Raw genomic sequence first — 22,243 nt, 5'->3', positions numbered from 1 at the left:
ACCTCATCCGGCAGGGCGTACGGGTACGTTCCAGATATCCTTGGCATATTCCGCAATTGTGCGGTCCGAGGAGAACCAGGCCACCCGAGCCGTGTTCGTGAGGCTCGCTTTCCACCATGCTGCTCTGTCTAGCCACAACGCGTCAACGGCTCGTTGCGCTGCATAGTAAGAATCGAAATCTGCGGTGACGAGGAAATAGTCGTGATGGCGCAGCGCCGTCGTGAGGGCGGCGAAGCGGCCGGGCTCTCCGGGCGAGAAGATTCCGGCCTCGATTGCCTCGAGAACGGCCGAGAGTTCCCGCGACGCGGCGATCGTTCCGCCCGCATCGATGCCCTGGCGCCGCCGCTCGGCGACCTCGTCGGTCGTCAGGCCGAAAATGAAGATGTTGTCGTCGCCGACATGCTCCTTGATCTCGACATTGGCGCCATCGAGCGTGCCGATGGTGAGCGCTCCGTTGAGGGCAAGCTTCATGTTGCCGGTGCCCGAGGCTTCCATGCCGGCTGTCGAGATCTGCTCGGAAAGGTCGGCGGCCGGGATGATCATCTCGGCGAGGCTGACATTGTAGTTCGGCAGGAACACCACCTTGAGCAGGTCGCGCACGGTCGGATCGCTGTTGACCACCTGAGCCACGTCGTTGGCCAGCTTGATGATCAGCTTGGCCTGATGATAGCTCGCCGCCGCCTTGCCCGCGAAGATCTTGACGCGCGGCACCCATTCCTTGTGCGGTTGCGCGCGCATGGCCTGATAGAGAGCGATGGTCTCCAGGATATTGAGAAGCTGGCGCTTGTATTCGTGGATGCGCTTGATCTGCACGTCGAACAGCGCATTCGGATTGACGCGGATGTCGAGCCGGTCGCGGATCAGCCGGGCGAGCGCGACCTTGTTGGCCCGGCGAACGCTGCCGAATTCGTCATGCAGTCCGGTATCGGCCGCATGCGGAACGAGCTTCGCAAGGCCCGTCGGGTCATCGAGAATGCTCTCGCCGCAATTGTCGACAAGGATGCGCGTGAGGCCGGGATTGGCGCCCTGCAGCCAGCGGCGGAAGGTGATGCCATTCGTCTTGTTGTTGATCCGGCCCGGATAGACGCGGTCGAGGTCGCGGAAGATCGTTTTCTGGACAAGGTCCGAATGCAGGGCCGACACGCCATTGATGGAATGCGAGCCGATGAAGGCGAGATGCCCCATGCGCACCTTGCGGCCGTTGCCCTCGTCGATCAGCGACACCGACGACAGGAACGCGTCATCCGCACCCTCGATCGTCTTCGCCTTCTCCAGGTGAATGGCGTTGATCAGGTAGATGATCTGCATCTGGCGCGGCAGCAGCCGCTCCAGCAGCGGAACGGGCCAGGTCTCCAGCGCCTCGGGCAGCAGCGTGTGATTGGTGTAGCCGAGCGTGCGGCAGGTGATGTCCCACGCCTCGTCCCAGGGAATGTCGCGCACATCGACGAGGATGCGCATCAGTTCGGCGACGCTGATCGCCGGATGCGTATCGTTGAGCTGGATCGCCACCTTGTCGGCCAGCGAGCGGATGTCGCCATAGGTCCGCATGTGGCGGTAGATGAGGTCCTGCAGCGAGGCCGAGACGAAGAAATATTCCTGCCTGAGGCGCAGTTCATGCCCGGCCGGCGTCTCGTCGCTCGGATAAAGGATCTTCGAGATCGCTTCCGCGCGAACCTGCTCGACCAGCGCGCCGATATGATCGCCCGAATTGAAGGCGTCGAGGCGGAGCGGGTCGACGGCCCGCGCCGACCACAGGCGCAGCGTGTTGACATGGCGGCCGCGCCAGCCGGCGATCGGCGTGTCATAGGCAACCGCCTCGATCGTTTCGGCGGGATGCCAGACATAGCGCGGATAGCCGCTCGGCTGCATGATCGCTTCGACGCTGCCGCCAAACTGAATGTCGTAGATCACCTCCGGCCGCTCGAACTGCCAGGGGTTGCCGAAGGAGAGCCAGTTTTCAGGATATTCCTGCTGCCAGCCGCCCTTCACGACCTGCCGGAACAGGCCATGATCATAGCGGATGCCGTAGCCATAGGCAGGGATCGACAGCGAGGCCATCGAGTCGAGGAAGCAGGCGGCGAGGCGTCCGAGGCCGCCATTGCCGAGCGCCGCGTCCGGCTCGACCGTCTTCAGCTTCTCGAGATCGACGCCGAGATCACCCAGCGCCGCGCGATAGACATCGGTGAGGCCAAGATTGTTCATCGTGTCGAACAGCAGCCGGCCGATGAGAAATTCAAGCGATAGATAATAGACCCGCTTGGCGCCGGTGGCGTAGGTCGCCTTGGAAGAGGCGATCCACGGGTCGACCATCCGATCGCGCACCGCCAGCGCCGTCGCGAGAAACCAGTCGCGGTCGCTCGCAGTCACGGCATTCTTGCCGACCGCATAGGTCAGCTTGGCGGTGATCGCGGCACGGGCCGCGGCGACCTCGTCGTCTGTTCCGCCTTGCGGCGCGACCGTGGCTTCTGAGCTCATGACGGCGTCCACCATTGTGTCTCCCATCCCCATATCGTCCGGAGCATTGGCGGCTTACCCGCATGCCCGCCAGAAGGCGTCTAGATCCTGCGCTGACGCTATGCAACAAAAGTGCCGCTCGCCGCGGCAATTGCGTCGCATGACGCGAAATTGGGCATTGGCGCAGGCAACCAAACCGCGCGCGTCATCGTTGTAGAAGCGGCTGCGGGACCAGGTCCTCGCCTCCGGGCGCGCTCCGGAGGCCCTGTGAATGCAGCGAATTTCGCTTCGATCGCAGGGCAAAGGGCCGTTCGAGCCATGAAAATACTGTTCGTCACCAGCGAATTCGGCGACTTCGCGAAGGCCGGCGGCCTCGCCGATGTTTCGGCAGCGCTCCCGCGCGCGCTGAAACGCCGGGGCGTCGATGTCCGCATCCTGATGCCGGCCTACCAGAACGTTCTCGACAAGATCACCCAGCTCAAGGTCGTGGCTTCGCTGCCCGGACACGCCTCGATCGAGCCGTGCCTGATCGGCGAAACAGAAACCGCCGACGGCATCACTGTCTACCTGATCCTCGCGCCTTCGCTCTATCAGCGTCCCGGAACCCCCTATACCACGCCGGAAGGCTATGATTGGGGCGACAACGATGTTCGCTTTGCGCGGCTCGGCCTCGCAGCCGCCGAAGTCGGCAAGGGCATCGCCAGCATTGGCTGGACACCGGACCTCGTTCACTGCCACGACTGGCCGTCGGCGCTCGCGCCGGCTTATCTGGCCTGGTCGGGCGCGCGCGTGCCGTCCGTGTTCACCATTCACAATCTGGCTCATCAGGGCCTCTTCGGCGCCGATCGGCTCGACGCCCTCGGCATTCCCCATCATGCGTTCCGGACGGACGGCGTCGAGTTCCACGGCTACATCTCGTTCATGAAGGCCGGCCTTGTCTACGCCAATCATGTGACGACGGTGAGTAACACCTATGCCGCCGAAATCACCACCGATCACCTCGGTTCGGGCCTCCATGGCGTGACGCGCGACCTCGCTGCCGAGGGCCGCCTTTCGGGCATCGTCAACGGGCTCGAAGCCGAATGGGACCCGGCAACGGACCGTCACCTGCCCAAGATGTTCGACGCCGACAATCTCGAGGGCAAGCGCGTCAATACCGACTTCATCCGGATGTCGCTGTGCCTCAATTCGTCGGACGGCCCGCTCTTTGGCGTCGTCTCGCGACTTGTTCACCAGAAGGGCCTCGATCTCATCGCCGAGATCGCTGGCACCGTGGTGGAGAGGGGCGGCCAGATTGCGATCCTCGGCACCGGTGATCCGGGCGTCGAACGCATGCTGCTCGACGTCTCCCGCCGCTATCGCGGCGATATCGGCCTCGTCGCCGGCTTCAGCGACACCATGGCGCACCGCCTCGTTGCGGCGAGCGACTTCTTCCTGATGCCGTCGCGCTTCGAGCCGTGCGGGCTGACGCAAATGCAGGCGCAGCGCTATGGCGCATTGCCCGTTGCCCATGCGACGGGCGGTCTTGCCGATACGATCGAAAACGATGAGACGGGTTTCCTTTTCACCGATTTCTCGATCCGCGGTTTCCTCGAGGCGACCGGCAGAGCGTTCGATACCTATCATGCGCCGGAACGCCTCGCGGCCATGCGTCGTCGCGCCATGGCCAAGAGCTTTGGCTGGGACGAACCCGCCAAGGCGTATGAAACACTGTTTTCGCGTGTCGCCGGCGTACCGGCGAGCAAGCCTCCCGACCGCGGCTTTTCGGGAGTAACGCGCCTGCCACAACTGATCAGTGCTGATATGGACCGGAAAGCCGCCGCTCGATGATGAAACTTACGACGGGATCACCTTTCACCCTTGGAGCCACGCCGGACGACAAGGGCACCAATTTTGCGCTCTTTTCCGATCACGCCGAGGGCGTGACGCTGTGCCTGTTCTCGAAGGACGGCAGCAAGGAAACTGACCGTATTGACCTGCTCGAATGCACGAACGGCGTCTGGCATGGTCACGTTGCCGGCGTGAAGGAAGGCCAGCTTTACGGCTATCGCGTGCGCGGCCCGTTCGACCCCGCCAACGGTCATCGCTTCAACGATGCAAAGCTGCTGCTCGACCCTTACGCCCGCGAGCTCGTCGGCGATCTCGTCTGGGACGACGCTCTCTACGGCTATCCGGTTGGCGGCGGCGATGATGCCGATCTCAACAAGGACGAGCGCGACAGCGCCGCGTTCATGCCGAAGGCCCGCGTCATCTCGCCGAAGATTTTGACCAAGTCGAAGCGGCCGATGATCCCCTGGCCGCAGACCGTCATCTATGAGAGCCATGTGCGCGGCTGGACCATGCGCCAGCCTTTCGTGCCGGACGATGTTCGCGGCACTTTCGCGGCACTCGGCCATCCCAAGGCGATCGAGCATCTCCACCGCATAGGGGTTTCGACCATCGAGCTGATGCCTGTCCACGCCTTCGTGCAGGATCGGCACCTCGGCGAGCGCGGCCTGCGGAATTTCTGGGGCTACAACACCATCGGCTTCTTTGCGCCTGAGATGAACTATGTCGATGGCGGGGGCCTTGCCGAAATCGGAGAGGCTGTCGACCGCCTGCACGACGCCGGCATCGAGGTGATCCTCGACGTCGTCTACAATCACACAGCCGAGGGCAACCATCTCGGGCCGACGCTCTCCTTCAAGGGCATCGACAACTTCTCCTATTACCGGCTGATGCCGGACGACAAGCGCTACTATGACGACCTGACCGGCACCGGCAACGCGATCGACACCAACCATCCGCGCGTGCTGCAGATGGTGCTCGACAGCCTCCGTCTCTGGGCAACCGTTTATGGCGTCGACGGCTTCCGCTTCGATCTCGCGCTGACACTCGGGCGCGAACCGACCGGCTTCAATCCGCGCCATGCCTTTTTCAATGCCATCCTGCAGGATCCGGTTCTCGGCCGGCTGAAGCTGATCGCAGAGCCCTGGGACGTTGGCCCCGGCGGCTATCAGCTCGGCAATTTCCCGGCCGGATTCTCCGAGTGGAACGGCGACTATCGCGATGTGGTGCGCGAATTCTGGATGGGCGCCGAAGGCTTGCTGCCGAGCTTCGCCACCCGCTTCGCGGCGTCGAGCGACCTGTTCAACGAAGGCCGGCGCCGGCCCTGGTCGAGCGTCAATTTCATCACCGCCCATGACGGCTTCACGCTCGAAGATCTCGTTTCCTACAACGACAAGCACAACGAGGCGAATGGCGAGGACAATCGCGACGGACACAGCGATAACCGCAGCTGGAACTGCGGCGTCGAGGGCCCGACAGACGATCCCGAGATCATCGAGCTGCGGAAGCGCCAGAAGCGCAACCTGATCGCGACGCTGATGCTGTCGCAGGGCGTGCCGATGATGCTGGCCGGCGACGAGATCGGGAACTCGCAGGGCGGCAACAACAACGCCTATGCGCAGGACAACGAGATCGGCTGGGTCGACTGGGGCAATACCGACCCCGAGCTTGCCGACTTCACGGCCAAGGTCATCGCGCTGAGGCGCAGCCGCAGTGCCTTCTCACGGGCCGAATTCCTGACGGGCACCCGGACGAGCCTTGGCCAACGCGATGTCGCCTGGTTCAGCGCCGGCGGAGCGCGCATGTCGGACGAGGAGTGGGGTGATCCGCATGTCAAATGCATCACCGTGCGCCTTGCGCCGATGCGGGCCGACGAGCCGGTGATGATCGTCATGATGAACGCCTCGCATGTCGACGTGGACTTCACCGTCCCCGGCAAGGAAGGTGGCGGCTGGACAGTGGTCCTCGACACGGCCGGCGCGCTCGAAGGCGAGAAAACCGATGCCGGCAAGACGCTGACGGTGGTCGCGCGCTCGATGCTCGTGCTGGAAGGCGTCGCCGACAAGCCGGCGGACTGATTGAGGCGGGAGTGGATTTCCCGCCCTCCTTCAGCGGACAGTCGCGTCAGGCAAAGATGAGCCCCGGATTTCGCCAGCGGGTGCAGGGCGGCCGAATAGCCAGCCCTGGCCCATGGCGCCGGGGGCGATCACTCCTAATGCGACCGCCTGTTCCTCTGTCTCGATGCCCTCGAACACGACCGAAAGATTGAGGGTCGACATCATGTGCAGGATTTCGCCGAGAACGAGCGAGCTGACGAGGCTCGTTCCGACCGAATTGCTGAACAGCTTATCCAGCTTGATCGTGTCGATCGGCAGGGTCGCGAGATAAGCAAGGCTCGAATATCCGGTGCCAAAATCGTCCAGGAAGATCCTGAAGCCGGCATCGCGCAGACGGCCGACGGCATCGCCAATCAGTTCAACCTCGCCGGTCTCTCGCTCGGTGATTTCGAGGACGATGCGGGATCGATCGACGCCATGAGCGTCGCAATAGAGCTTCAGCGCCGTGAGGAGCTCGTCTGACAGCAGCGACTGCACCGCTATGTTGATGCTGACATAGAGATCCGGCCGTTCTGACAGCATCGACGACATGTCCGAGAGCGCTCTGTCGATCACAAACTCCGTCAAAGCGGGCAGAAGGCCCGTTCGCTCGGCCAGCGGCACGAAGATGTCCGGGCTGACGTCTTCGCCGCTCTTCGGGCGCCAGCGGGCGAGCGTCTCAAACCCTACCACGGTACGATCTTCGAGCCGGACCAGCGGTTGGTAGTGGAGCGTGATCTCGCTCCGGGCGATCGCACGCCTCAAGCGGCGGTAAAGTGTGCGTCGCGAGGCGAGCCAAGCGGCGAGGAGGGCTTGGCAGACTTTGCCAAGAAGCGCGCCGCCGACGAGCAGCGCCAACTGCTCGCCGAGAGGGAGGGCTCGAAAGGCCGGTTTTGCCGGCTCACTGACGGCAACGCAGACATCGAATCCCTCTTTGCATCGAAGGACGGATTGATCCAGCCAGCGATTTGACCGCCGGGGCGGGATATAGGTGGCGCCGGATGGCTGCTCGACGCGACTGGAACTCGCATAGGCTATCAGCGAACCGGGCGGCACCACTTGGGCGACCGCGTCGCCGACAGGACGGAACAGGTCGGCGGCGGCGGTCGGGCGCGAGAAAACGATTGCACCGTCACGAGCGGCCGCGGAGACAACGATCCGCCAGTCGCCTCGCAGCGGAACCCGCAGCCAGATCTTGGCACCGTTCAAGCCGACCCTGTCGGGCGGGCCGAGGGCGTCGTCCCTTGGCGCGCTGCCCCTGCTGTCGCACAGGATCCGGTCACCGCTCATACGGCCCATCTCGACGATGAACACCGAGCGCTCGACGAAGAGACGCATCGCCTTGATGTCGTCCGGAGAGCACGGGACGGTCTTCAGTCGCGGCACCAAGCGCAACCCTGCGCGCACTTCATTCACGACCGACACGGACCGGCGCAGAACAAGCTCGGCCTGAAAGATCAGTTCGCTGTGGCGGCGCTGCCAGCTAATGAGTTCGAAGCCGGCTACGACGACGATCATGCCAAGCGAGATTGAGACGACGGTCCAACCAACCTTTCGCAAAACAGCATTCAACGGATCGCTATCCCCAGAAAAAAACGCAGCTTTGCAGTTCTTGGCGAGGATATCGCAAGTCCCCGATCAGGCCGGGACGCGATGCCTACGGCTGATTGCGGTACCAGTTCCCCTCGAGGCCACGAGCGAATCGAATAGACGATCGCAACCTTGCACACACTAGGCGATAGGTTGTGAATTTGATCTGGCGCAAACTACGCCGAGACAGACGACATCTGTTCATCGTGAACGGTTCACGAATCCGGGTGCAGAAACCGCTGCCGCACACGTCAGGCACAGGGGATTCCAGGGAAAGCCGACGGTCCAGTCGATCTTCGAAGCCGGCACATGATCTGTTGCCGGTCTCCTGCAACGATCGAGAGATCGCAGCGCGCGGTGTGCGGCGAATTGCATCAGCCGACGGCGAAGTGCCTACTCGTCAATCCCTTTGCCGAGAACGATCGAAAGTTCGCGTGTCGCATCGAGCAACGTGGCCAGAGCCGCCTCGCGGTCGGGCACATCCTCCCGGTCGATGCGCGGCAGGAAAGGACAGGTCAGCGCAGCGATGGCGGTATCGCCGGGACCGAGGACCGGTGCCGAGAGGTTGAAGACCGCTTCGGACTGGAAGCTCGGCATCGTCTCGAACCCTTGTGCGCGAATGGCGCTGAGACGGGTATCGAGCTCGGCGGGCCGGCTCTTGTCCTCGGTGAGGTCTTCGCGCTCTGCCTCCATCAAAGCGCGTTCCTGCGGCGTTGCAAACGCCAGCAGGACATGTCCGGATCCGGTATTGTAGAGGCTGACGCGCGCGCCGACGCGGATCGAATAGCTCCAATAGGACGGCGCATCCATCTGAGCGACGACGATAACGCGGCCGCGGTCGTAGACCGTCAGATGGCAGGCCTGCTCGGCTCGCTTTGAAAACTGCCGCATCACGGGCAAGGCCTGGCTGACAAGCCGCCGCACAGGCGCATGCTGATGGGCAAGCGCGAAGAGCCGCAGCGTCAACTCATAGCGGTCGCCGAGAATGCGGGCGACATAGCCGCGCCGCACCAGCCGGTCCAGCATCCGATAGATCTCGTTCGGCGAACGGCCCAGCGCCTTGGCGATCTCGGCCTGGGTCATGCTTTCATCGGTCGCCGCGAGGAGCTCCAGGATATCTAGGCCCTTGTCCAGCGCAGGCGCGCGATAGCGATCATTGACGTCGTCGAGCATGAACCTTCAATCCAGCCAGCAATCGCGGCAAGATCCACCCATCGCGGCCGGCCGCGCGACAGGCTAGACATTGACTCGGATCGGTCGTGTTCGCTTATATACGAATACACCATTCACGGATGGATAATTTGATCGACACGTCGGCCGGTCGCCTGGCGAAACGACACGTGGCGTCATCCGGCTGGACATCACTTGGGCTCGCGTGGCAGCGATCGGCGGAGAGCGCCGCAATGCCGCTTGCATCATACATGGAGGAAAATCCGATGGGCGATACGCTCGCAGGCAAGGTCGTGCTGGTAACGGCGGCGGCACAGGGGATCGGCCGGGCCATCGCCGAAAGCGCAGCCGATGCCGGCGCGACCGTTTGGGCGACGGATGTCAACGAGGCGAAAGTCGGCGAACTGTCGCATCGCCCCAATGTCACGACGCGGGTTCTCAACGTTCTGAAGAGCGCCGATGTCGACGCCCTCGTCGCCGAGATCGGCACAGTCGACGTGCTCTTCAATGCGGCCGGAATCGTCCATGCCGGCACAATCGAGCAGGCGAGCGAGGCAGACCTCGATTTCGCCTATGACCTCAACGTCAAGTCGATGTGGCGCACCATCAAGGCCGTGCTGCCGGGCATGCTGGCGCAGAATGATGGTTCGATCGTCAACATCTGCTCCGTCGCAGGCTCGATCAAGGGCGTGCCCAACCGCTTCGCCTATGGTGTCACCAAGGCAGCGACGGTCGGACTGACGAAATCGGTTGCGGCGGACTTCGTGACGCGCGGCATCCGTTGCAACGGCATCTGCCCCGGCACCGTCGAGAGCCCGTCGCTGCAGGACCGGCTGCGTGCGCAGGGTGACTATGAGACGGCCCGCGCCGCCTTCATCGCGCGCCAGCCGATCGGCCGTATCGGCACGCCGCAGGAGATCGCGGACCTCGCCATCTATCTCGCCACAGCGACCTACACGACGGGCCAGATGCACATCATCGATGGCGGCTGGGTCAACTGAGGCGCCAATCGCTCCCCGTCATACCCGGGCTCGTCCCGGGCATGACGGGGAGCGCTACTTTCGCGACTTCAGTACTGATCACGCCGCCTGACCCAGGCCTGCGGGAAGTCCAGTCCCTCCTCGTTCCGGCCCTTTGGGACGAGGTCGAGATAGTGATAGGCGCCGTTCAGCATCTCCACGCCGCGGCTGTAGCAGGAATAGGTGTGGTAGACAGCGCCCTCTTCGTCTTTCGCGAAAACGCTGATGCCGACGATGTCCGAGGCGCCAATCTTGCGCTCGGCATAATTGTAGTAGCCGCGGCCTGCGGCGAGTTCGTCCGGCGTGAATGAAGCTTGGTAGTCGTGGTTGAAGTCGCTGCCGTCAGCCTGCACCCACGGGAATGTCCAGCCGAAGCGGTCTTTGTAGGCCTCGATCCGTTCGAGCGGTGCTCGTGAGACGGCCGTGAAGGCGACGTCCCGATGCGCGAGATGAACAGGGATATGGTCGAAATTGTCGGCCCAGAACGAGCAGGACTTGCAGCCCTCCTGCCAGTCTGGCCCGAACATGAAGTGATAGACGATAAGCTGCGAATGCCCATCGAAGAGTTCGGCGAGCGTCATCGAGCCGGACGGGCCGATGAAGCGGTAATCCTTCTCGATCTTCTCCCAGGGCATTGCCATGCGGCGTCTCGTCAGGGCCTCGCGCTGATGCGTGAATTCCTTCTCGGCGTCCAGCAACTCCAGCCGTGCCTTCAGCCAGTCATCATGCGATACGACGTCGTTCAACATGTCTCTTCTCCTTAAATAATCGGGGGAATTCAGATCCGGCCCATGCGCCGGAGCCAGGCGCCGGCATGGATGAAGCTCATCAGCGCATACATGAGCGCCATGCCGCCCGGCAGCACGCCGCCTGGCGTGCCGCCACAGAGCATCGCATCGCCGTTATCGGCGAGGCTTGCCAACGCCATCACGGCGAAGAGCGGCGTTGCGGCGAGCGCCATGCCCTCTGCGATCCGCTCGCCCCAAGAGGCAGTGCGGTCCAAGGACGTCTCGGAAACCTCGCTGGTCATTTGCCGCCATCCATCCCATGCTGCCGATGCGGCCCTTCGGGACCGCGATCCGATCCTCGCCGCGATCGGAGCGAGGGTGGGAGTGACAATTCTGGCGCGATCGAGATGGACTCACTGATCACAGCCGCAGCGCTCGCGCTCGCCCATGGCGATCCGCTGGGCGCGCTGAAGCGGGTGGCGTTGCGCGATGATGCGCCGGCTCTGGCGCTGCGCGGGATTGCCATGGCGCAGCTTGGCGATTTCCCGCGCGCACGGACCTTGCTGCAGCGCGCACGCCGCGCCTTCGGACCGCGCGAAGTCGTTGCGCGCGCCCGCTGCACCGTTGCCGAAGCTGAAATCGCGCTCGTCTCGCGCGATCTCACCTGGCCGATCAAGCCGCTCGACGATGCACGCGCGGCGCTGGAAGCCCGCGGCGATCACGCAAACGCTGCCTATGCGCGCGTGCTGGCCGCGCGGCGCATGATCCTGACCGGGCGGCTCGCCGAGGCCGCCAGGCTGCTCGATGAGCGAACGGTCAGCATCGCCCTGCCTCCGATTGCCGAAGCCGCGGAAGCATTGGCCCGCGCCGGCCTCGCCATCCGCCGTATCGATATCAGGGGCGCGCGAGCCGCCTTGAATGTTGCCGATGCCGCAGCGCGGCGGGCGGGCATCCCGGCGCTCAAAGCCGAAGTCGATGCCGTGGGCGCTCTGCTCGGTGCGCCGGTGGCGCGGCTTGTCGAAGGGAACGGCGGCCCGCTGGTTTCGCTTCCCGAAGTGGAAGCCTTGCTCGAGGCGCCGGCCTTGATCGTCGATGCCTGTCGCCATGCCGTTAGGTCAGGCGCGTCGCATGTCCGCCTCGACACGCGGCCGGTGCTCTTCTCCCTGCTCGTCGGCCTCGCCAGGGCATGGCCCGGCGATATCGCGCGCGCCGCATTGATCCGCGAGGCCTTTCGCGGCCGGGAAGCCGACGAGTCGCATCGCGCGCGGCTGCGGGTCGAGATCGGGCGGCTGCGCGAAGTGCTGCTGCCGCTCGCCGAGATCACGGCGACGGCCGATGGCTACCGGCTGCTCCCGGCAGGGGACAAGCCGGTCGTGATGCTGGCTCCGCCCTTCGATGCACCGCATGCGGCGGTGCTGGCCTTGCTTTCCGACGGCGAGGCCTGGTCGAGCACTTCGCTCGCCATCGCGCTCGGGTCGAGCACGCGCACCGTGCAACGCGCTCTCGACGCGCTGGCCAAATCGGGCACGATCCAGAGCGTCGGGCGCGGCCCGGCGCGCCGCTGGATGGCGCCGCCGGTACCTGGCTTCCCGACAAGCTTGTTACTCCCGGGGCCGACGCCAGGTCACTAATGTCCAGACCGAGGGGCTGCCGCCGGGGCGGCGCCAACGACTGTGAAGGAGCCATTGCCATGAAGCGGGCCAAGGCGGAAGTGCTGCGCGAATATGGACCGTTCGAGGGCGCCCCGAGCATTGCCGGTGTCACCTTTGACGGCGCGCGCGTGTGGTTTGCGGCGGGCGAGCGGATCGCCGCGCTCGATCCCGAAAGCGGCACGCTGGTCGGCGGCATCGACATCGCAGCCCATGCCGGCACCGCATATGACGGACGACACCTCTTTCAGATCGCCGGCGACGTGATCCAGAAGATCGATCCGGCAAATGGCGAACTGCTCGCGACCATCCCGGCACCCGGACAGGGGCGCGACAGCGGCCTTACCTATGCGGAGGGCGCGCTGTTCGTCGGCCAGTACCGCGACCGCTGCATTCACGAGATCGATCCGGAAACCGGCGATATCCGGCGGACCATCCGCTCGGACCGCTTCGTCACCGGTGTCAGCTTCGTCGACAGCGAGCTGTGGCATGCGACGTGGGAAGATGAGGCGAGCGAGATTCGCCATATCGATCAGAAGGACGGCACCGTGCTCGAAGCGCTGGAGATGCCGGCCGGCCTCACGATATCGGGCCTCGAATCCGATGGGGCCGGCCGCTTCTTCTGTGGCGGCGGCGACAGCGGCAAGGTTCGCGTGGTTCGTCGCCCCGATCGCGATTGACCGTCGGAACGATCGGCCGCCCGTGCCGTTGAATCACCATCGGAAGCATCGATGGAGAATTACGATGACCTTGGTCAACGACACCAGCTTCACCACCAGTAGCCAGTCGATCAATCCGCTGATTTCGGCCGATAAGGTTGACGGAACGGCTGTATACAATACTGCCGGGGAGCGACTTGGCGACGTCCATGACGTCATGATCGACAAACAGTCCGGCCGCGTTGCTTACGCGATCATGTCGTTTGGCGGCTTCCTCGGAATCGGCGAGAAGTATCATCCGTTGCCGTGGAATGCGCTCAACTACGATCCCGAACGCGGTGGCTATGTCGTCAATCTGACGCGCGACCAGCTCGAAGGCGGGCCGGTGTTCGACGACACCGACGAGCCTACCTGGGGCGACCGCGACTATGAAAAGCGGGTGCACGATTATTACGGCATCTCGCCCTACTGGACGATCTGACGCTTCAGACGACGGATGCAGAGAGCCGCGGCGCACGCCGCGGCTTTTTGCTGTTCGCGGCTAGCGATAGGTCGCGCCGAGATGATGGATGGCAATGTCGGATGCCGAGGGCATTGCGACGCCGGCTTCCGGCTTGAAGGTGATCGTGCGTGGCTCGCCGGGTAGCAACAGGAAGCTCGTATCGTCGAAGTGACCCGGGAAAGCCGGTGCTTCGGCGCGGACATAGAACGCGGGCGCGTCGGTTTCGAGCTTGAACCGTCCGGCGCCGATCTCGCTTAGCGAGACGCGCGCTGTCGGCAGATCGAGCCGTTTCGGCAGATCCGGGAACACCGTCACCTGCAGCGTGGGATCGGCCAAACCGTCCGCAAGCGCGTCGATGACATAGAAACGATCATCGGACTTCGGCGCCTCGATCGCGACGACGTCCACGGCGCGATCAGGCGGCAAACGCGCCTCGGTGATCCGCTCGCCCAGGAGGCTGCCGGCAAGATCCAGCGTGCGGATGCGCAGACCGAGCCTGACCTCGGCGTGACGATCGTTGACCGCCCTCACCGTCAGCATGCCGGCTTCGATCCGGGCCGCGAGAGCGACCGGGGCGAAGAAGCGCTTGGCGTGGTAATGCAGCGTCTTCCAGGCCAGCGTGTGATCGATCGACGACCAAGACACCGCCGGCCAGACATCGTTGAGCTGCCAATAGAGCGCGCCCATCGAATGCGGCTTTAAGCTGCGCCAGTAACGAACGGCCGTCTCGATCGCGAGCGCCTGCTGGAGCTGCGACAGAAACACGAACTGCTCGAAGCCTGAGGGTACGCGAAAATAGCGCGCCATCGTGTCGATGATGCGCGAATTGCCAGCGGGATCGCGCTGGTGAAACTCCATCACAGGGGCGGTTGCGTTCCAGTCGTCCGGCTCGGCAAAGGCGCGGATGCCCGTCATCGAGGGGAATGACTGGAAGCCGAACTCCGAGCAGAAGCGCGGCTTCACGGTGTAGTAGTGCTCGAAGTTCTTGTTCGAGTGCCAGACATCCCAGAAGTGCATGTCGCCCGAGCCATCATCGTGCCAGGCATCGCCATAGTCGAGATCGCCATTGCAGGGCGAGGATGGCCAGAAGCGGCGGTCCGGATCGGTCTCCACGACCGCGCGGTCGATGATGCGGTTGAGGCGATCATAGTTGACCAGATAGCGGTCGCGATTATTGCGCGACAGCTCGTACCAGGTCAGCGAACCGACGACTTCGTTGTCGCCGCACCAGAGCGCGATCGATGGCCGGCTCGAGAGGCGCTTGATCTGGTAGCGGAGCTCTGCGTCGACCTGTTCGAGAAATTCCGGCGTCGAGGGATATTGCGAGCAGGAGAACATCATGTCCTGCCAGACGAGAAGCCCCAGCTCGTCGCAAAGGTCGTAGAAGGCGTCGAACTCATAGAACCCGCCGCCCCAGACGCGGATCATGTTCATATTGGCTTCGACCGCGGCCGAGAGCAGAGCGCGGATCCGACCTTCGGTGATCTTGGAGGGCAGCGCGTCGGCAGGAATCCAGTTCGCGCCCTTGGCGAAGATGTCGATGCCGTTGACGCGGAAGATCATCGAAGCGCCGGCCGCGTCCTTCTCGGTCACCACTTCGAGCGTGCGGAAGCCGATTTTGCGGGTGACGCTGTCGCCCGGGATCGAAACGACCGCTTCATGAAGCGGCTGCGCGCCGTGGCCGGCCGGCCACCAGAGCTCGGGCATGCCGACATCGAGTTCGAGGAAAACGCGCGTGGTGCCTGCCGCAACCGCGACCTTGGACTTCACGATCTTTCCGTCCAGTGAGAATTCGACGGGAACGCTCGCCGGCGCCGGCGCGACCAGCTCAACCTCGGCGATGGCCTTGACCGAACCATCGGCAGCGTGGCGCTGGCGGATCTGGACGCTCTCGATGCGCGCCTCTTCATAAAGATGAAGGACAGGCTCGGCATAGATGCCCGTCACCATCAGACACGGACCCCAGTCCCAGCCACCATGGCATTGGGCCTTACGGATCATGTTGAGGTCCGGGACCTTGTTGTTCGAAACGCTCCACGGGATCGGAAATGGCTGCCGGGCTGCCCGCGCCGTCGCCTCGGCACCGGCCGGCGCAAAACGGATGCGCAGTTCGTTGGCGCCCTCGACAAGCTGCCCGGTCACATCGATGCGATGGCGGATGAAGCTCGATTCGAGCTGCGCCACCACAGTTCCGTTCAGCATTACCTCAGCGAAGGTATCGACGAATTCGAGCTCCAATACCGCCCAGCGCTCGGCTGCAGCGCCTGGCGCGACATCGAAATGCCGGCTGATTTCCCATGCCGCTTCGCCGACCCACTGCACCAGCGCTTCATTGCGGCCGACCATCGGATCAGGAATCCGATCCAGCGCCAGAAGGGCCGAATGCACGTCGCCGGGGATGGCGCAGTCGCCGAGCACCGCGCCGTCCGCGTCAGTCAGGGTCCATGCTCCGGCGAGCGAAATGCGCGTGTCGACATGCGGGGAGACGGTCATCGAAGCAATTCCTGATGGCGTGGACGCGCGGAGGAGAATGCGTTCTATCCCATGCCGGGACCGCGCTCCAGCATGGGGTGGTCTGTCATCGAACGGTTTTGTGCCTAGACATATTTTTGGCTTCCATTTGGCTGCCAAGGTGCTCATATGCCAGAAAGATATCCCTTGCGGCCGCGACGCCGCACCCAGGTTGGAGGACGGCGATGCCATCAAAACTCGACCAGTTGAAGTCCATGACGACTGTGGTCGCCGACACCGGCGACCTCGAGGCGATCAAGACTTTCCATCCCGTCGACTGCACGACCAATCCCTCGCTCGTCCTGAAGGCGTTCGAGCTGCCGCTCTACAAGGATGTGATCGACGGTGCGATCTCCTGGGGCAACAAGCAGGGCGGCTCCAAGGAGGCGATCGCTGCATCCGTTGCCGACCGCCTTTCGGTCGCATTCGGCGCCGAAGTTTCCAAGCTGGTTCCCGGCCGTGTCTCGACCGAGGTCAATGCAGACCTTTCCTTCGACACCGAAGGCTCGCTGAAGCGCGCCCGCGCCATTATTAAGGATTATGCCGATCTCGGTATTCCGCGTGAACGCATCCTGATCAAGCTGGCCTCGACCTGGGAGGGCATCCGCGCCGCGGAGATCCTCCAGAAGGAAGGCATCGACTGCAATCTGACGCTGCTGTTCTCGCTCGCCCAGGCGGCTGCCTGCGCCGATGCCGGCGTGTTCCTGATCTCGCCCTTCGTCGGCCGCATCCTCGACTGGTACGTGAAGTCGACCGGCAAGACCTATGAGGCCGAGGAAGATCCGGGCGTCGTCTCGGTTCGCCAGATCTACGCCTATTACAAGGCGCATGGCATCAAGACGGTCGTGATGGGCGCCTCCTTCCGCTCGATCGGCGAGATCGAGGCGCTGGCTGGTTGCGATCGCCTGACGATCGCGCCCGCTCTGCTCGAGAAGCTCGCCGCCGACCAGGGCACGCTGGTGCGCAAGCTCGACCCGGCCAATGCCGGTGAGGCGCCCGCCAAGCAGTCCTATGACGAGAAGGGCTTCCGCTGGGCCTTGAACGAGGACGCGATGGCGACCGAGAAGCTCTCGGAAGGCATCCGCCAGTTCGCCAAGGATCTGCGGACGCTGCGCGGCCTTGTCGCCAAGAAGCTCGAGGCCGGCGTCCCCGCCTGACACGTTCGGCGCCCTGCCGGAAAATCAGCCCGTCATGGTTCGCCATGGCGGGCTTTTCTTTGCGCGGTGCCTTGCCAGACCCAGATTTCCAAGATAAATACAAACTGTCGACAAGACAGCGAGCGAAGAGCGTGAAGGAGACGACGATGGATCCGAAGGCGACCTGGAAGGGCGTTTTCCCTGCTGTGACCACCCAGTTCCGCCCGGATTTCTCGGTCGATCTCGAAGCGACCGCAAAGGTCATCGAGGCGCTGATCACCGATGGCGTTTCGGGCCTGATCATCTGCGGCACGGTTGGCGAGAACTGCTCGCTGACGCGCTCTGAAAAGGTGTCGCTGGTCGAGACGGCGGTCGCCACGGCGCGCGGCCGCGTTCCGGTCATCTCGGGCCTTGCCGAATATACGAGCGCCTTCGGCGCCGACTATGCCCGTGAGGCGACCAAGGCCGGCGTCAACGGCCTGATGGTCATGCCCGCGATGGTTTATCCGGCCAAGCCGCGCGAGACGATCGACCACCTGACCACGATCGCCAAGGCGACTGACACGCCGATCATGGTCTACAACAACCCGCCGAGCTACCGCACCGACGTCACCCCGACGATGCTGGCCGGCCTTTCTGATATCGACACCATCGTCGCATTCAAGGATTCTTCGGGCGATACCCGCCGCATCGTCGATGTGCGCAACATGACCGGCGATCGCTTCATCCCCTTCTGCGGCCTCGACGACGTGGTGCTGGAGACGGTGGCGCTCGGCGCGGTCGGCTGGGTCTCGGGCATGTCGAACGTGTTTCCGCGCGAGGGCGAAACGCTGTTCCGCCTGGTGCGCGACGGCCGCTTTGCCGAGGCGATGCCGATCTATGACTGGTTCATGCCGATCCTTCATCTCGACGCCCGCCCGGATCTCGTCCAGGCGATCAAATATTGCGAGAAGATCCTCGGGCGTGGCACAGACCTCACCCGCCCGCCGCGCCTTGCGCTCGACGCGGCCGAGAAGGCCGAGCTCGAAGCCGTGATGCAGAAGGCGATCGCCAACCGCCCGGTCCTGCCGGAGACCGGCCTCCCGGCCGCCGCCTGATCGGCGGCGGGGCATGCGCATCGCCGTCATCGGTGGAGGCATCGTCGGCGCGGCGATCGCGCATGCGCTGCTCGACGAGGGCCACGCGGTCGACCTCATCGACCGCGACGGCATTGCCGCGGGTGCTTCGGCCGGCAATGCCGGCTGGATCGCCCATATCGACATCATGCCGCTCGCCTCGCCCAAGGTGTGGCGGCAGATGCCGCGCTGGATGCTCGATCCGCTCGGCCCTCTCTCCATCCGCCCGGCCTATCTGCCGAAGCTGGCGCCGTTCCTCGCACGTTTCGTCGCGGCAAGCCGCCCCGGCCGGATCGAAGCGTCGATCGCGGCCATCGCGGCGCTCAATGCCCGCGCCCTCCCCGCCTGGGAAAAGCGGCTCGGCATGCTGGGTCTTGACGGCCATGTTCGTCGCAAGGGCCTGCTGTCGGTCTGGTCGAGCGCCGCAGGAGCGGCCTCCGCCGAGCCGCTGATTGCGCGCCAGCAGGCGATGGGTATTCCGGTCGAATGGCTCGACGCGGGCGCTCTGCATGAACTCGAACCGGCGCTCGGCCCACGCGCTGCCCGCGGCGCGCTCTATGCGAGCGGCTGCCATGTCTCCGACCCCAAGGACCTGACGATCGCCCTTGCCGCAGCGGCGGCAGAGCGCGGCGCAAAGGTCAAGAAGCTGGAAGCCGCCGCCATCCGCCCGCAGGGCGACGACATCGCGATCATCACCAGCTTCGACAGCATCGCGCTCTATGACCGCGTCGTCGTCGCGACCGGCGCCTGGTCGAAGCCGCTCGCCGCCTCGATCGGTGATCATGTGCCGCTCGATACCGAGCGCGGCTACAATGTCACGCTGCCCTCCGGCCGGCTCGGGCTTTCGCGCCCGGTCATGTATGAGGGCGAGGGCTTCGTCACGTCGCCGCTCGACAGCGGCGACCGCATCGGCGGCAGCGTCGAATTCGCGGGCCTCGAAGCGGCCCCGAACTATGCCCGCGTCGACGCCATCCTCGGCCGCGCCCGCCGCTTCCTGCCGGATGCCGATCTTTCGGGCGGCACACGCTGGATGGGCTTTCGGCCGTCGATCCCGGATTCACTCCCGGTCATTGGCCCGTCGAAGCGCGATCCGCGCATCGTGCATGCCTTCGGCCACGGCCATTACGGCTTGACGCAAGCGGCCGTGACGGCGGAAATCGTCGCCGATCTCATCGCCGGGCGGCTGCCCGTGATAGACCCCGCTCCCTATTCCGTCACCCGCTTCCAGGCAAGGTTCTGACCATGGCGCGCCACTCGTTCTTCTGCATCGACGGCCATACCTGCGGCAATCCCGTGCGCGTCGTCACTGGCGGATCGATCCCGGTGTTGAAGGGCGACACCATGTTCGAGAAGCGGCAGCATTTCCTGGCCGAGTTCGACTGGATCCGCAAAAGCCTCTGCTTCGAGCCGCGCGGCCACGACATGATGTCGGGCTCGATCCTCTATCCGCCATCCTCGGATGCCTATGACACGGCGATCCTGTTCATCGAGACCTCCGGCTGCCTGCCGATGTGTGGCCATGGCACGATCGGCACCGTGACCTTCATCATCGAGCATGGGCTGGTGACGCCGAAGACGCCGGGCCTGCTCCGCCTCGAAACCCCGGCCGGTCTCGTCGAGGCGCGCTATGTGCAGAACGGTCCCTATGTCGAGAGCGTGACGCTCACCAATGTCCCGTCTTTCCTGCTCGGCCGTGACTATGAGGTCGAAGTCGATGGCATCGGCACATTGAAGGTCGACATCGCCTATGGCGGCAATTTCTATGCGATCGTCGAGCCACAGGCGAACTATGCCGATCTCTCCGATCTCGAACCTTCCGATATCGTGCGTCTTTCGCCGAAGCTGCGCGCCGCCTTCAACGCGCGCCACACAATCGTCCATCCGGAAAACCCGGCGCTCGACCGGCTGACGCATGTGCTCTGGACGGGCAAGCCGAAGAACCAGGGCTCCAGCGCCCGCAACGCCGTCTTCTATGGCGACAAGGCGATCGACCGTTCGCCCTGCGGCACGGGCACCTCGGCGCGCCTCGCGCAGCTCTTCGCGACCGGACGGCTCAAGGAAGGCGAGGCCTTCGTACATGAAAGCATCATCGGCTCGACCTTCACCGGCCGCGTCGCCCGCCAGACGACCGTCGGCGGCAAGCCTGCGATCGTGCCGACCATCGAAGGATGGGCGCGCGTTACCGGCTACAACACCATCTTCGTCGACGATCGCGACCCGTTCTGGGCCGGCTTCCAGGTCGTCGACGGCGCAGCCTGACGACAAAAAGGGCGGCGCTTCAACGCCGCCCCTTCTTCATCGATGCACGCTTCTCGCGTCAGCGCACCCAACTGCCCTGGATGAAGACCCAGCGGCCATTGCGCCAGACCCAGCGCGGGTTGCTGTAGCGCCAGCCGGGCCGGTTGCGGACCCAGCGACCGGACACCCAGACATAGCGTCCGCGGCTCCAGGCCCAATAACCCGGCACCCAGACATAACCGCGCCTTGGTGGCGGCCGGCGTTCGGCTCGTGACGCCGGCGGACGACGGTTCGGGCCGGGGGGCGGCGGCCGTTGTCCGGGAGGGCGCGACTGTGCATCGGCTTCCTCGGGCAGCGCGAGGCTTGCCGCTGGCGCGACGATCGCCGCGGCGAACAGGCCGCGGAGCAGGGAGCGTCGTGAGAGCTTCAAGGGGGTTCCTCCTTCGAATAGGCGGCTTTCGCCGCCTCATGCCCGCAGTGGTGATACGGATGCGAAACGCGTTTCCGTCGCCGCCGATCCTGCGCCGGCAGCGTTTTTTTCACACCGCGTAGCCGTGACGGTTGAGAAAGAGCTTCAGCCGGTCGGGAAACTTGAGCAGCTTTCGGTCGCGCTTCGGGCAGGCGTCGAGATCATCACCGGAAAGGCAGGTTTCCTCCCCGGCATCGGCGGCAAGGTCCCAATGGTCGAGCAGCGCCTCGAAGGCTGCCGGACCTGATCCGGCGCGGACGCTCTGCGCCACCCATCCGGCCAGGAAGCCCGGCGATGACCAGCGCGTCTCGGGGTCCGCATTCGCCTCGAGTTCGGACAGCCAGTCCCGCTGATGCTTCGCAAAACGCGGCTCGGCGCTCACATCGATGACCTTGCCATCGCGCACGGATCGGATGACAAGCGGCGCCGCGCTGCAGGCATAGCAATCAAACGCATAGAGGAAGGCATTGTCGGTCGTTACGATCTCCGCAACGCCGTCATCGTCGAGATCCTGGAGGTAATCGCCGTCGCCATCGAAGGAGCCGACCTCGATCGGCGTCCAGCCTTTCGGCCCGCTTTCGGCAACCACAACGCGGGAACAGCAGTGGGCGCCACCGGAATAGCTGGAGAAATAGACCTCCTTGCCCACCCGGTAGGGATCGATCTCGGCGATCGAGGCGGTGGCCGCGGGCACTTCCATGCCCGAGGCAAGGCCGGCTTCATCGAGTACCATGCGGCCGCCGATCGTCACCTGGAGCACCGGCACGTCGAGCGTCTTGTCGATCTTCGGCCGGCGCTCATAGAAGAGGCGCGCCGTGATGCCACTGTCGGTGACGCTCGCCTCCCGCGCGCCTTCGGCGAAGTCGGTCGTCGGAAAGGGCGGCGGCGCGCTTTCGCCATCCGTCTCCGCGGCGCCCGCAGGCACCATGGCCAGCCACAGAACGGCCAGCGCCAACGCGCCTATTCCGATGCGGATGGCCACGGAATGCTTCCTCCACGAACAGATCCCGCAGCCGGAATCGCTGGCACTGAGTCTAGGCTGCCATCGCGGCTACGAACAGGGGCGGCGCTTGCCGCCTC

The 22,243-nt window shown here is 64.4% G+C and carries 18 protein-coding genes; 10 read left to right on the top strand and 8 right to left on the bottom strand.

What is annotated here, in order from left to right; all coding sequences use genetic code 11:
* Nucleotides 1-3 precede the first annotated feature (3 nt).
* On the bottom strand, nucleotides 4-2,475 hold the full coding sequence (locus LB518_RS07600; protein ID WP_224575190.1) for a glycogen/starch/alpha-glucan phosphorylase: 2,472 nt from the start codon (nucleotides 2,473-2,475) through the stop codon (nucleotides 4-6).
* A gap of 246 nt (nucleotides 2,476-2,721) precedes the next feature.
* Here LB518_RS07600 and glgA point away from each other — a divergent pair, with 246 nt between their 5' ends.
* Together glgA and glgX are read left to right on the top strand one after the other, a co-directional pair.
* Complete coding sequence (glgA, locus tag LB518_RS07595; protein ID WP_502845800.1) at nucleotides 2,722-4,284, top strand: glycogen synthase GlgA; 1,563 nt, start codon at nucleotides 2,722-2,724, stop codon at nucleotides 4,282-4,284.
* Nucleotides 4,281-6,359 (top strand): glycogen debranching protein GlgX, encoded by a 2,079-nt coding sequence (glgX, locus tag LB518_RS07590; RefSeq protein WP_224575186.1) that lies wholly within the window; start codon nucleotides 4,281-4,283, stop codon nucleotides 6,357-6,359. Before glgA ends, glgX begins: the two co-directional genes overlap by 4 nt.
* A gap of 30 nt (nucleotides 6,360-6,389) precedes the next feature.
* Here glgX and LB518_RS07585 read toward each other — a convergent pair whose 3' ends face one another.
* Nucleotides 6,390-7,895, bottom strand: coding sequence for an EAL domain-containing protein (locus tag LB518_RS07585; RefSeq protein ID WP_224575185.1), 1,506 nt, complete (start codon nucleotides 7,893-7,895; stop codon nucleotides 6,390-6,392).
* A 465-nt stretch (nucleotides 7,896-8,360) separates the two neighbouring features.
* Nucleotides 8,361-9,140 carry an IclR family transcriptional regulator gene (locus LB518_RS07580; protein WP_224575183.1) on the bottom strand — a complete coding sequence of 260 codons (780 nt, stop codon included), beginning with the start codon at nucleotides 9,138-9,140 and terminating at the stop codon, nucleotides 8,361-8,363.
* 263 nt (nucleotides 9,141-9,403) lie between these two features.
* Between LB518_RS07580 and LB518_RS07575 the strand changes: the two genes are divergently transcribed.
* Nucleotides 9,404-10,138, top strand: a complete 735-nt coding sequence (locus LB518_RS07575) for an SDR family oxidoreductase (protein WP_224575753.1) — start codon at nucleotides 9,404-9,406, stop codon at nucleotides 10,136-10,138.
* 68 nt (nucleotides 10,139-10,206) lie between these two features.
* Here the strand turns inward: LB518_RS07575 and LB518_RS07570 are convergent, their stop codons facing one another.
* Together LB518_RS07570 and LB518_RS07565 are read right to left on the bottom strand one after the other, a co-directional pair.
* On the bottom strand, nucleotides 10,207-10,905 hold the full coding sequence (locus LB518_RS07570) for a DUF899 domain-containing protein (RefSeq protein ID WP_224575181.1): 699 nt from the start codon (nucleotides 10,903-10,905) through the stop codon (nucleotides 10,207-10,209).
* A gap of 29 nt (nucleotides 10,906-10,934) precedes the next feature.
* Nucleotides 10,935-11,186, bottom strand: coding sequence for a hypothetical protein (locus LB518_RS07565; protein ID WP_224575179.1), 252 nt, complete (start codon nucleotides 11,184-11,186; stop codon nucleotides 10,935-10,937).
* A gap of 105 nt (nucleotides 11,187-11,291) precedes the next feature.
* Between LB518_RS07565 and LB518_RS07560 the strand changes: the two genes are divergently transcribed.
* The 3 genes from LB518_RS07560 (at nucleotide 11,292) to LB518_RS07550 (ending at nucleotide 13,673) form a co-directional block, all read left to right on the top strand.
* Nucleotides 11,292-12,515 (top strand): helix-turn-helix domain-containing protein, encoded by a 1,224-nt coding sequence (locus LB518_RS07560; RefSeq protein WP_224575178.1) that lies wholly within the window; start codon nucleotides 11,292-11,294, stop codon nucleotides 12,513-12,515.
* A gap of 59 nt (nucleotides 12,516-12,574) precedes the next feature.
* Nucleotides 12,575-13,213: a Vgb family protein gene (locus tag LB518_RS07555; protein ID WP_224575176.1), complete on the top strand. Its 639-nt coding sequence runs from the start codon at nucleotides 12,575-12,577 to the stop codon at nucleotides 13,211-13,213.
* Between the two features lie 64 nt (nucleotides 13,214-13,277).
* Nucleotides 13,278-13,673: a PRC-barrel domain-containing protein gene (locus LB518_RS07550; protein WP_224575175.1), complete on the top strand. Its 396-nt coding sequence runs from the start codon at nucleotides 13,278-13,280 to the stop codon at nucleotides 13,671-13,673.
* A gap of 60 nt (nucleotides 13,674-13,733) precedes the next feature.
* Here LB518_RS07550 and LB518_RS07545 read toward each other — a convergent pair whose 3' ends face one another.
* The gene (locus LB518_RS07545; RefSeq protein ID WP_224575172.1) at nucleotides 13,734-16,187 is read right to left on the bottom strand and encodes a beta-mannosidase; all 2,454 of its coding nucleotides are present in this window, start codon (nucleotides 16,185-16,187) and stop codon (nucleotides 13,734-13,736) included.
* A gap of 203 nt (nucleotides 16,188-16,390) precedes the next feature.
* Between LB518_RS07545 and tal the strand changes: the two genes are divergently transcribed.
* The 4 genes from tal (at nucleotide 16,391) to LB518_RS07525 (ending at nucleotide 20,715) form a co-directional block, all read left to right on the top strand.
* A complete protein-coding gene (tal, locus tag LB518_RS07540; RefSeq protein WP_224575169.1) occupies nucleotides 16,391-17,362 on the top strand; it encodes a transaldolase in 972 nt (323 codons plus the stop codon).
* A gap of 146 nt (nucleotides 17,363-17,508) precedes the next feature.
* Nucleotides 17,509-18,438 carry a dihydrodipicolinate synthase family protein gene (locus tag LB518_RS07535; protein WP_224575166.1) on the top strand — a complete coding sequence of 310 codons (930 nt, stop codon included), beginning with the start codon at nucleotides 17,509-17,511 and terminating at the stop codon, nucleotides 18,436-18,438.
* 13 nt (nucleotides 18,439-18,451) lie between these two features.
* Nucleotides 18,452-19,696 (top strand): NAD(P)/FAD-dependent oxidoreductase, encoded by a 1,245-nt coding sequence (locus LB518_RS07530; RefSeq protein WP_224575163.1) that lies wholly within the window; start codon nucleotides 18,452-18,454, stop codon nucleotides 19,694-19,696.
* A gap of 2 nt (nucleotides 19,697-19,698) precedes the next feature.
* Entirely contained in the window at nucleotides 19,699-20,715 is a 1,017-nt protein-coding gene (locus LB518_RS07525) for a 4-hydroxyproline epimerase (protein WP_224575161.1), read from the top strand.
* Between the two features lie 58 nt (nucleotides 20,716-20,773).
* On the opposite strand, the gene LB518_RS07520 is transcribed toward LB518_RS07525, so the two are convergent.
* Both LB518_RS07520 and LB518_RS07515 read right to left on the bottom strand, forming a co-directional pair.
* The gene (locus LB518_RS07520; protein WP_224575159.1) at nucleotides 20,774-21,124 is read right to left on the bottom strand and encodes a YXWGXW repeat-containing protein; all 351 of its coding nucleotides are present in this window, start codon (nucleotides 21,122-21,124) and stop codon (nucleotides 20,774-20,776) included.
* Nucleotides 21,125-21,233: 109 nt separating this feature from the next.
* Nucleotides 21,234-22,145, bottom strand: coding sequence for a hypothetical protein (locus tag LB518_RS07515; protein WP_224575157.1), 912 nt, complete (start codon nucleotides 22,143-22,145; stop codon nucleotides 21,234-21,236).
* Nucleotides 22,146-22,243 lie beyond the last annotated feature (98 nt).

Origin of the sequence: Mesorhizobium sp. BR1-1-16 (assembly GCF_020165495.1) — a bacterium.
In the GTDB taxonomy this organism is placed as follows: domain Bacteria; phylum Pseudomonadota; class Alphaproteobacteria; order Rhizobiales; family Kaistiaceae; genus Kaistia.
This window is presented reverse-complemented; position numbering and strand designations above follow the sequence as displayed.

Coding starts and splice junctions, on each gene's coding strand:
- LB518_RS07600 (WP_224575190.1), bottom strand. CDS start 2,475: ATGAGCTCAGAAGCCACGGTCGCGCCGCAAGGCGGAACAGACGACGAG.
- glgX (WP_224575186.1), top strand. CDS start 4,281: ATGATGAAACTTACGACGGGATCACCTTTCACCCTTGGAGCCACGCCG.
- LB518_RS07585 (WP_224575185.1), bottom strand. CDS start 7,895: ATGATCGTCGTCGTAGCCGGCTTCGAACTCATTAGCTGGCAGCGCCGC.
- LB518_RS07580 (WP_224575183.1), bottom strand. CDS start 9,140: ATGCTCGACGACGTCAATGATCGCTATCGCGCGCCTGCGCTGGACAAG.
- LB518_RS07575 (WP_224575753.1), top strand. CDS start 9,404: ATGGGCGATACGCTCGCAGGCAAGGTCGTGCTGGTAACGGCGGCGGCA.
- LB518_RS07570 (WP_224575181.1), bottom strand. CDS start 10,905: ATGTTGAACGACGTCGTATCGCATGATGACTGGCTGAAGGCACGGCTG.
- LB518_RS07565 (WP_224575179.1), bottom strand. CDS start 11,186: ATGACCAGCGAGGTTTCCGAGACGTCCTTGGACCGCACTGCCTCTTGG.
- LB518_RS07560 (WP_224575178.1), top strand. CDS start 11,292: ATGGACTCACTGATCACAGCCGCAGCGCTCGCGCTCGCCCATGGCGAT.
- LB518_RS07555 (WP_224575176.1), top strand. CDS start 12,575: ATGAAGCGGGCCAAGGCGGAAGTGCTGCGCGAATATGGACCGTTCGAG.
- LB518_RS07550 (WP_224575175.1), top strand. CDS start 13,278: ATGACCTTGGTCAACGACACCAGCTTCACCACCAGTAGCCAGTCGATC.
- LB518_RS07545 (WP_224575172.1), bottom strand. CDS start 16,187: ATGACCGTCTCCCCGCATGTCGACACGCGCATTTCGCTCGCCGGAGCA.
- tal (WP_224575169.1), top strand. CDS start 16,391: ATGCCATCAAAACTCGACCAGTTGAAGTCCATGACGACTGTGGTCGCC.
- LB518_RS07535 (WP_224575166.1), top strand. CDS start 17,509: ATGGATCCGAAGGCGACCTGGAAGGGCGTTTTCCCTGCTGTGACCACC.
- LB518_RS07530 (WP_224575163.1), top strand. CDS start 18,452: ATGCGCATCGCCGTCATCGGTGGAGGCATCGTCGGCGCGGCGATCGCG.
- LB518_RS07525 (WP_224575161.1), top strand. CDS start 19,699: ATGGCGCGCCACTCGTTCTTCTGCATCGACGGCCATACCTGCGGCAAT.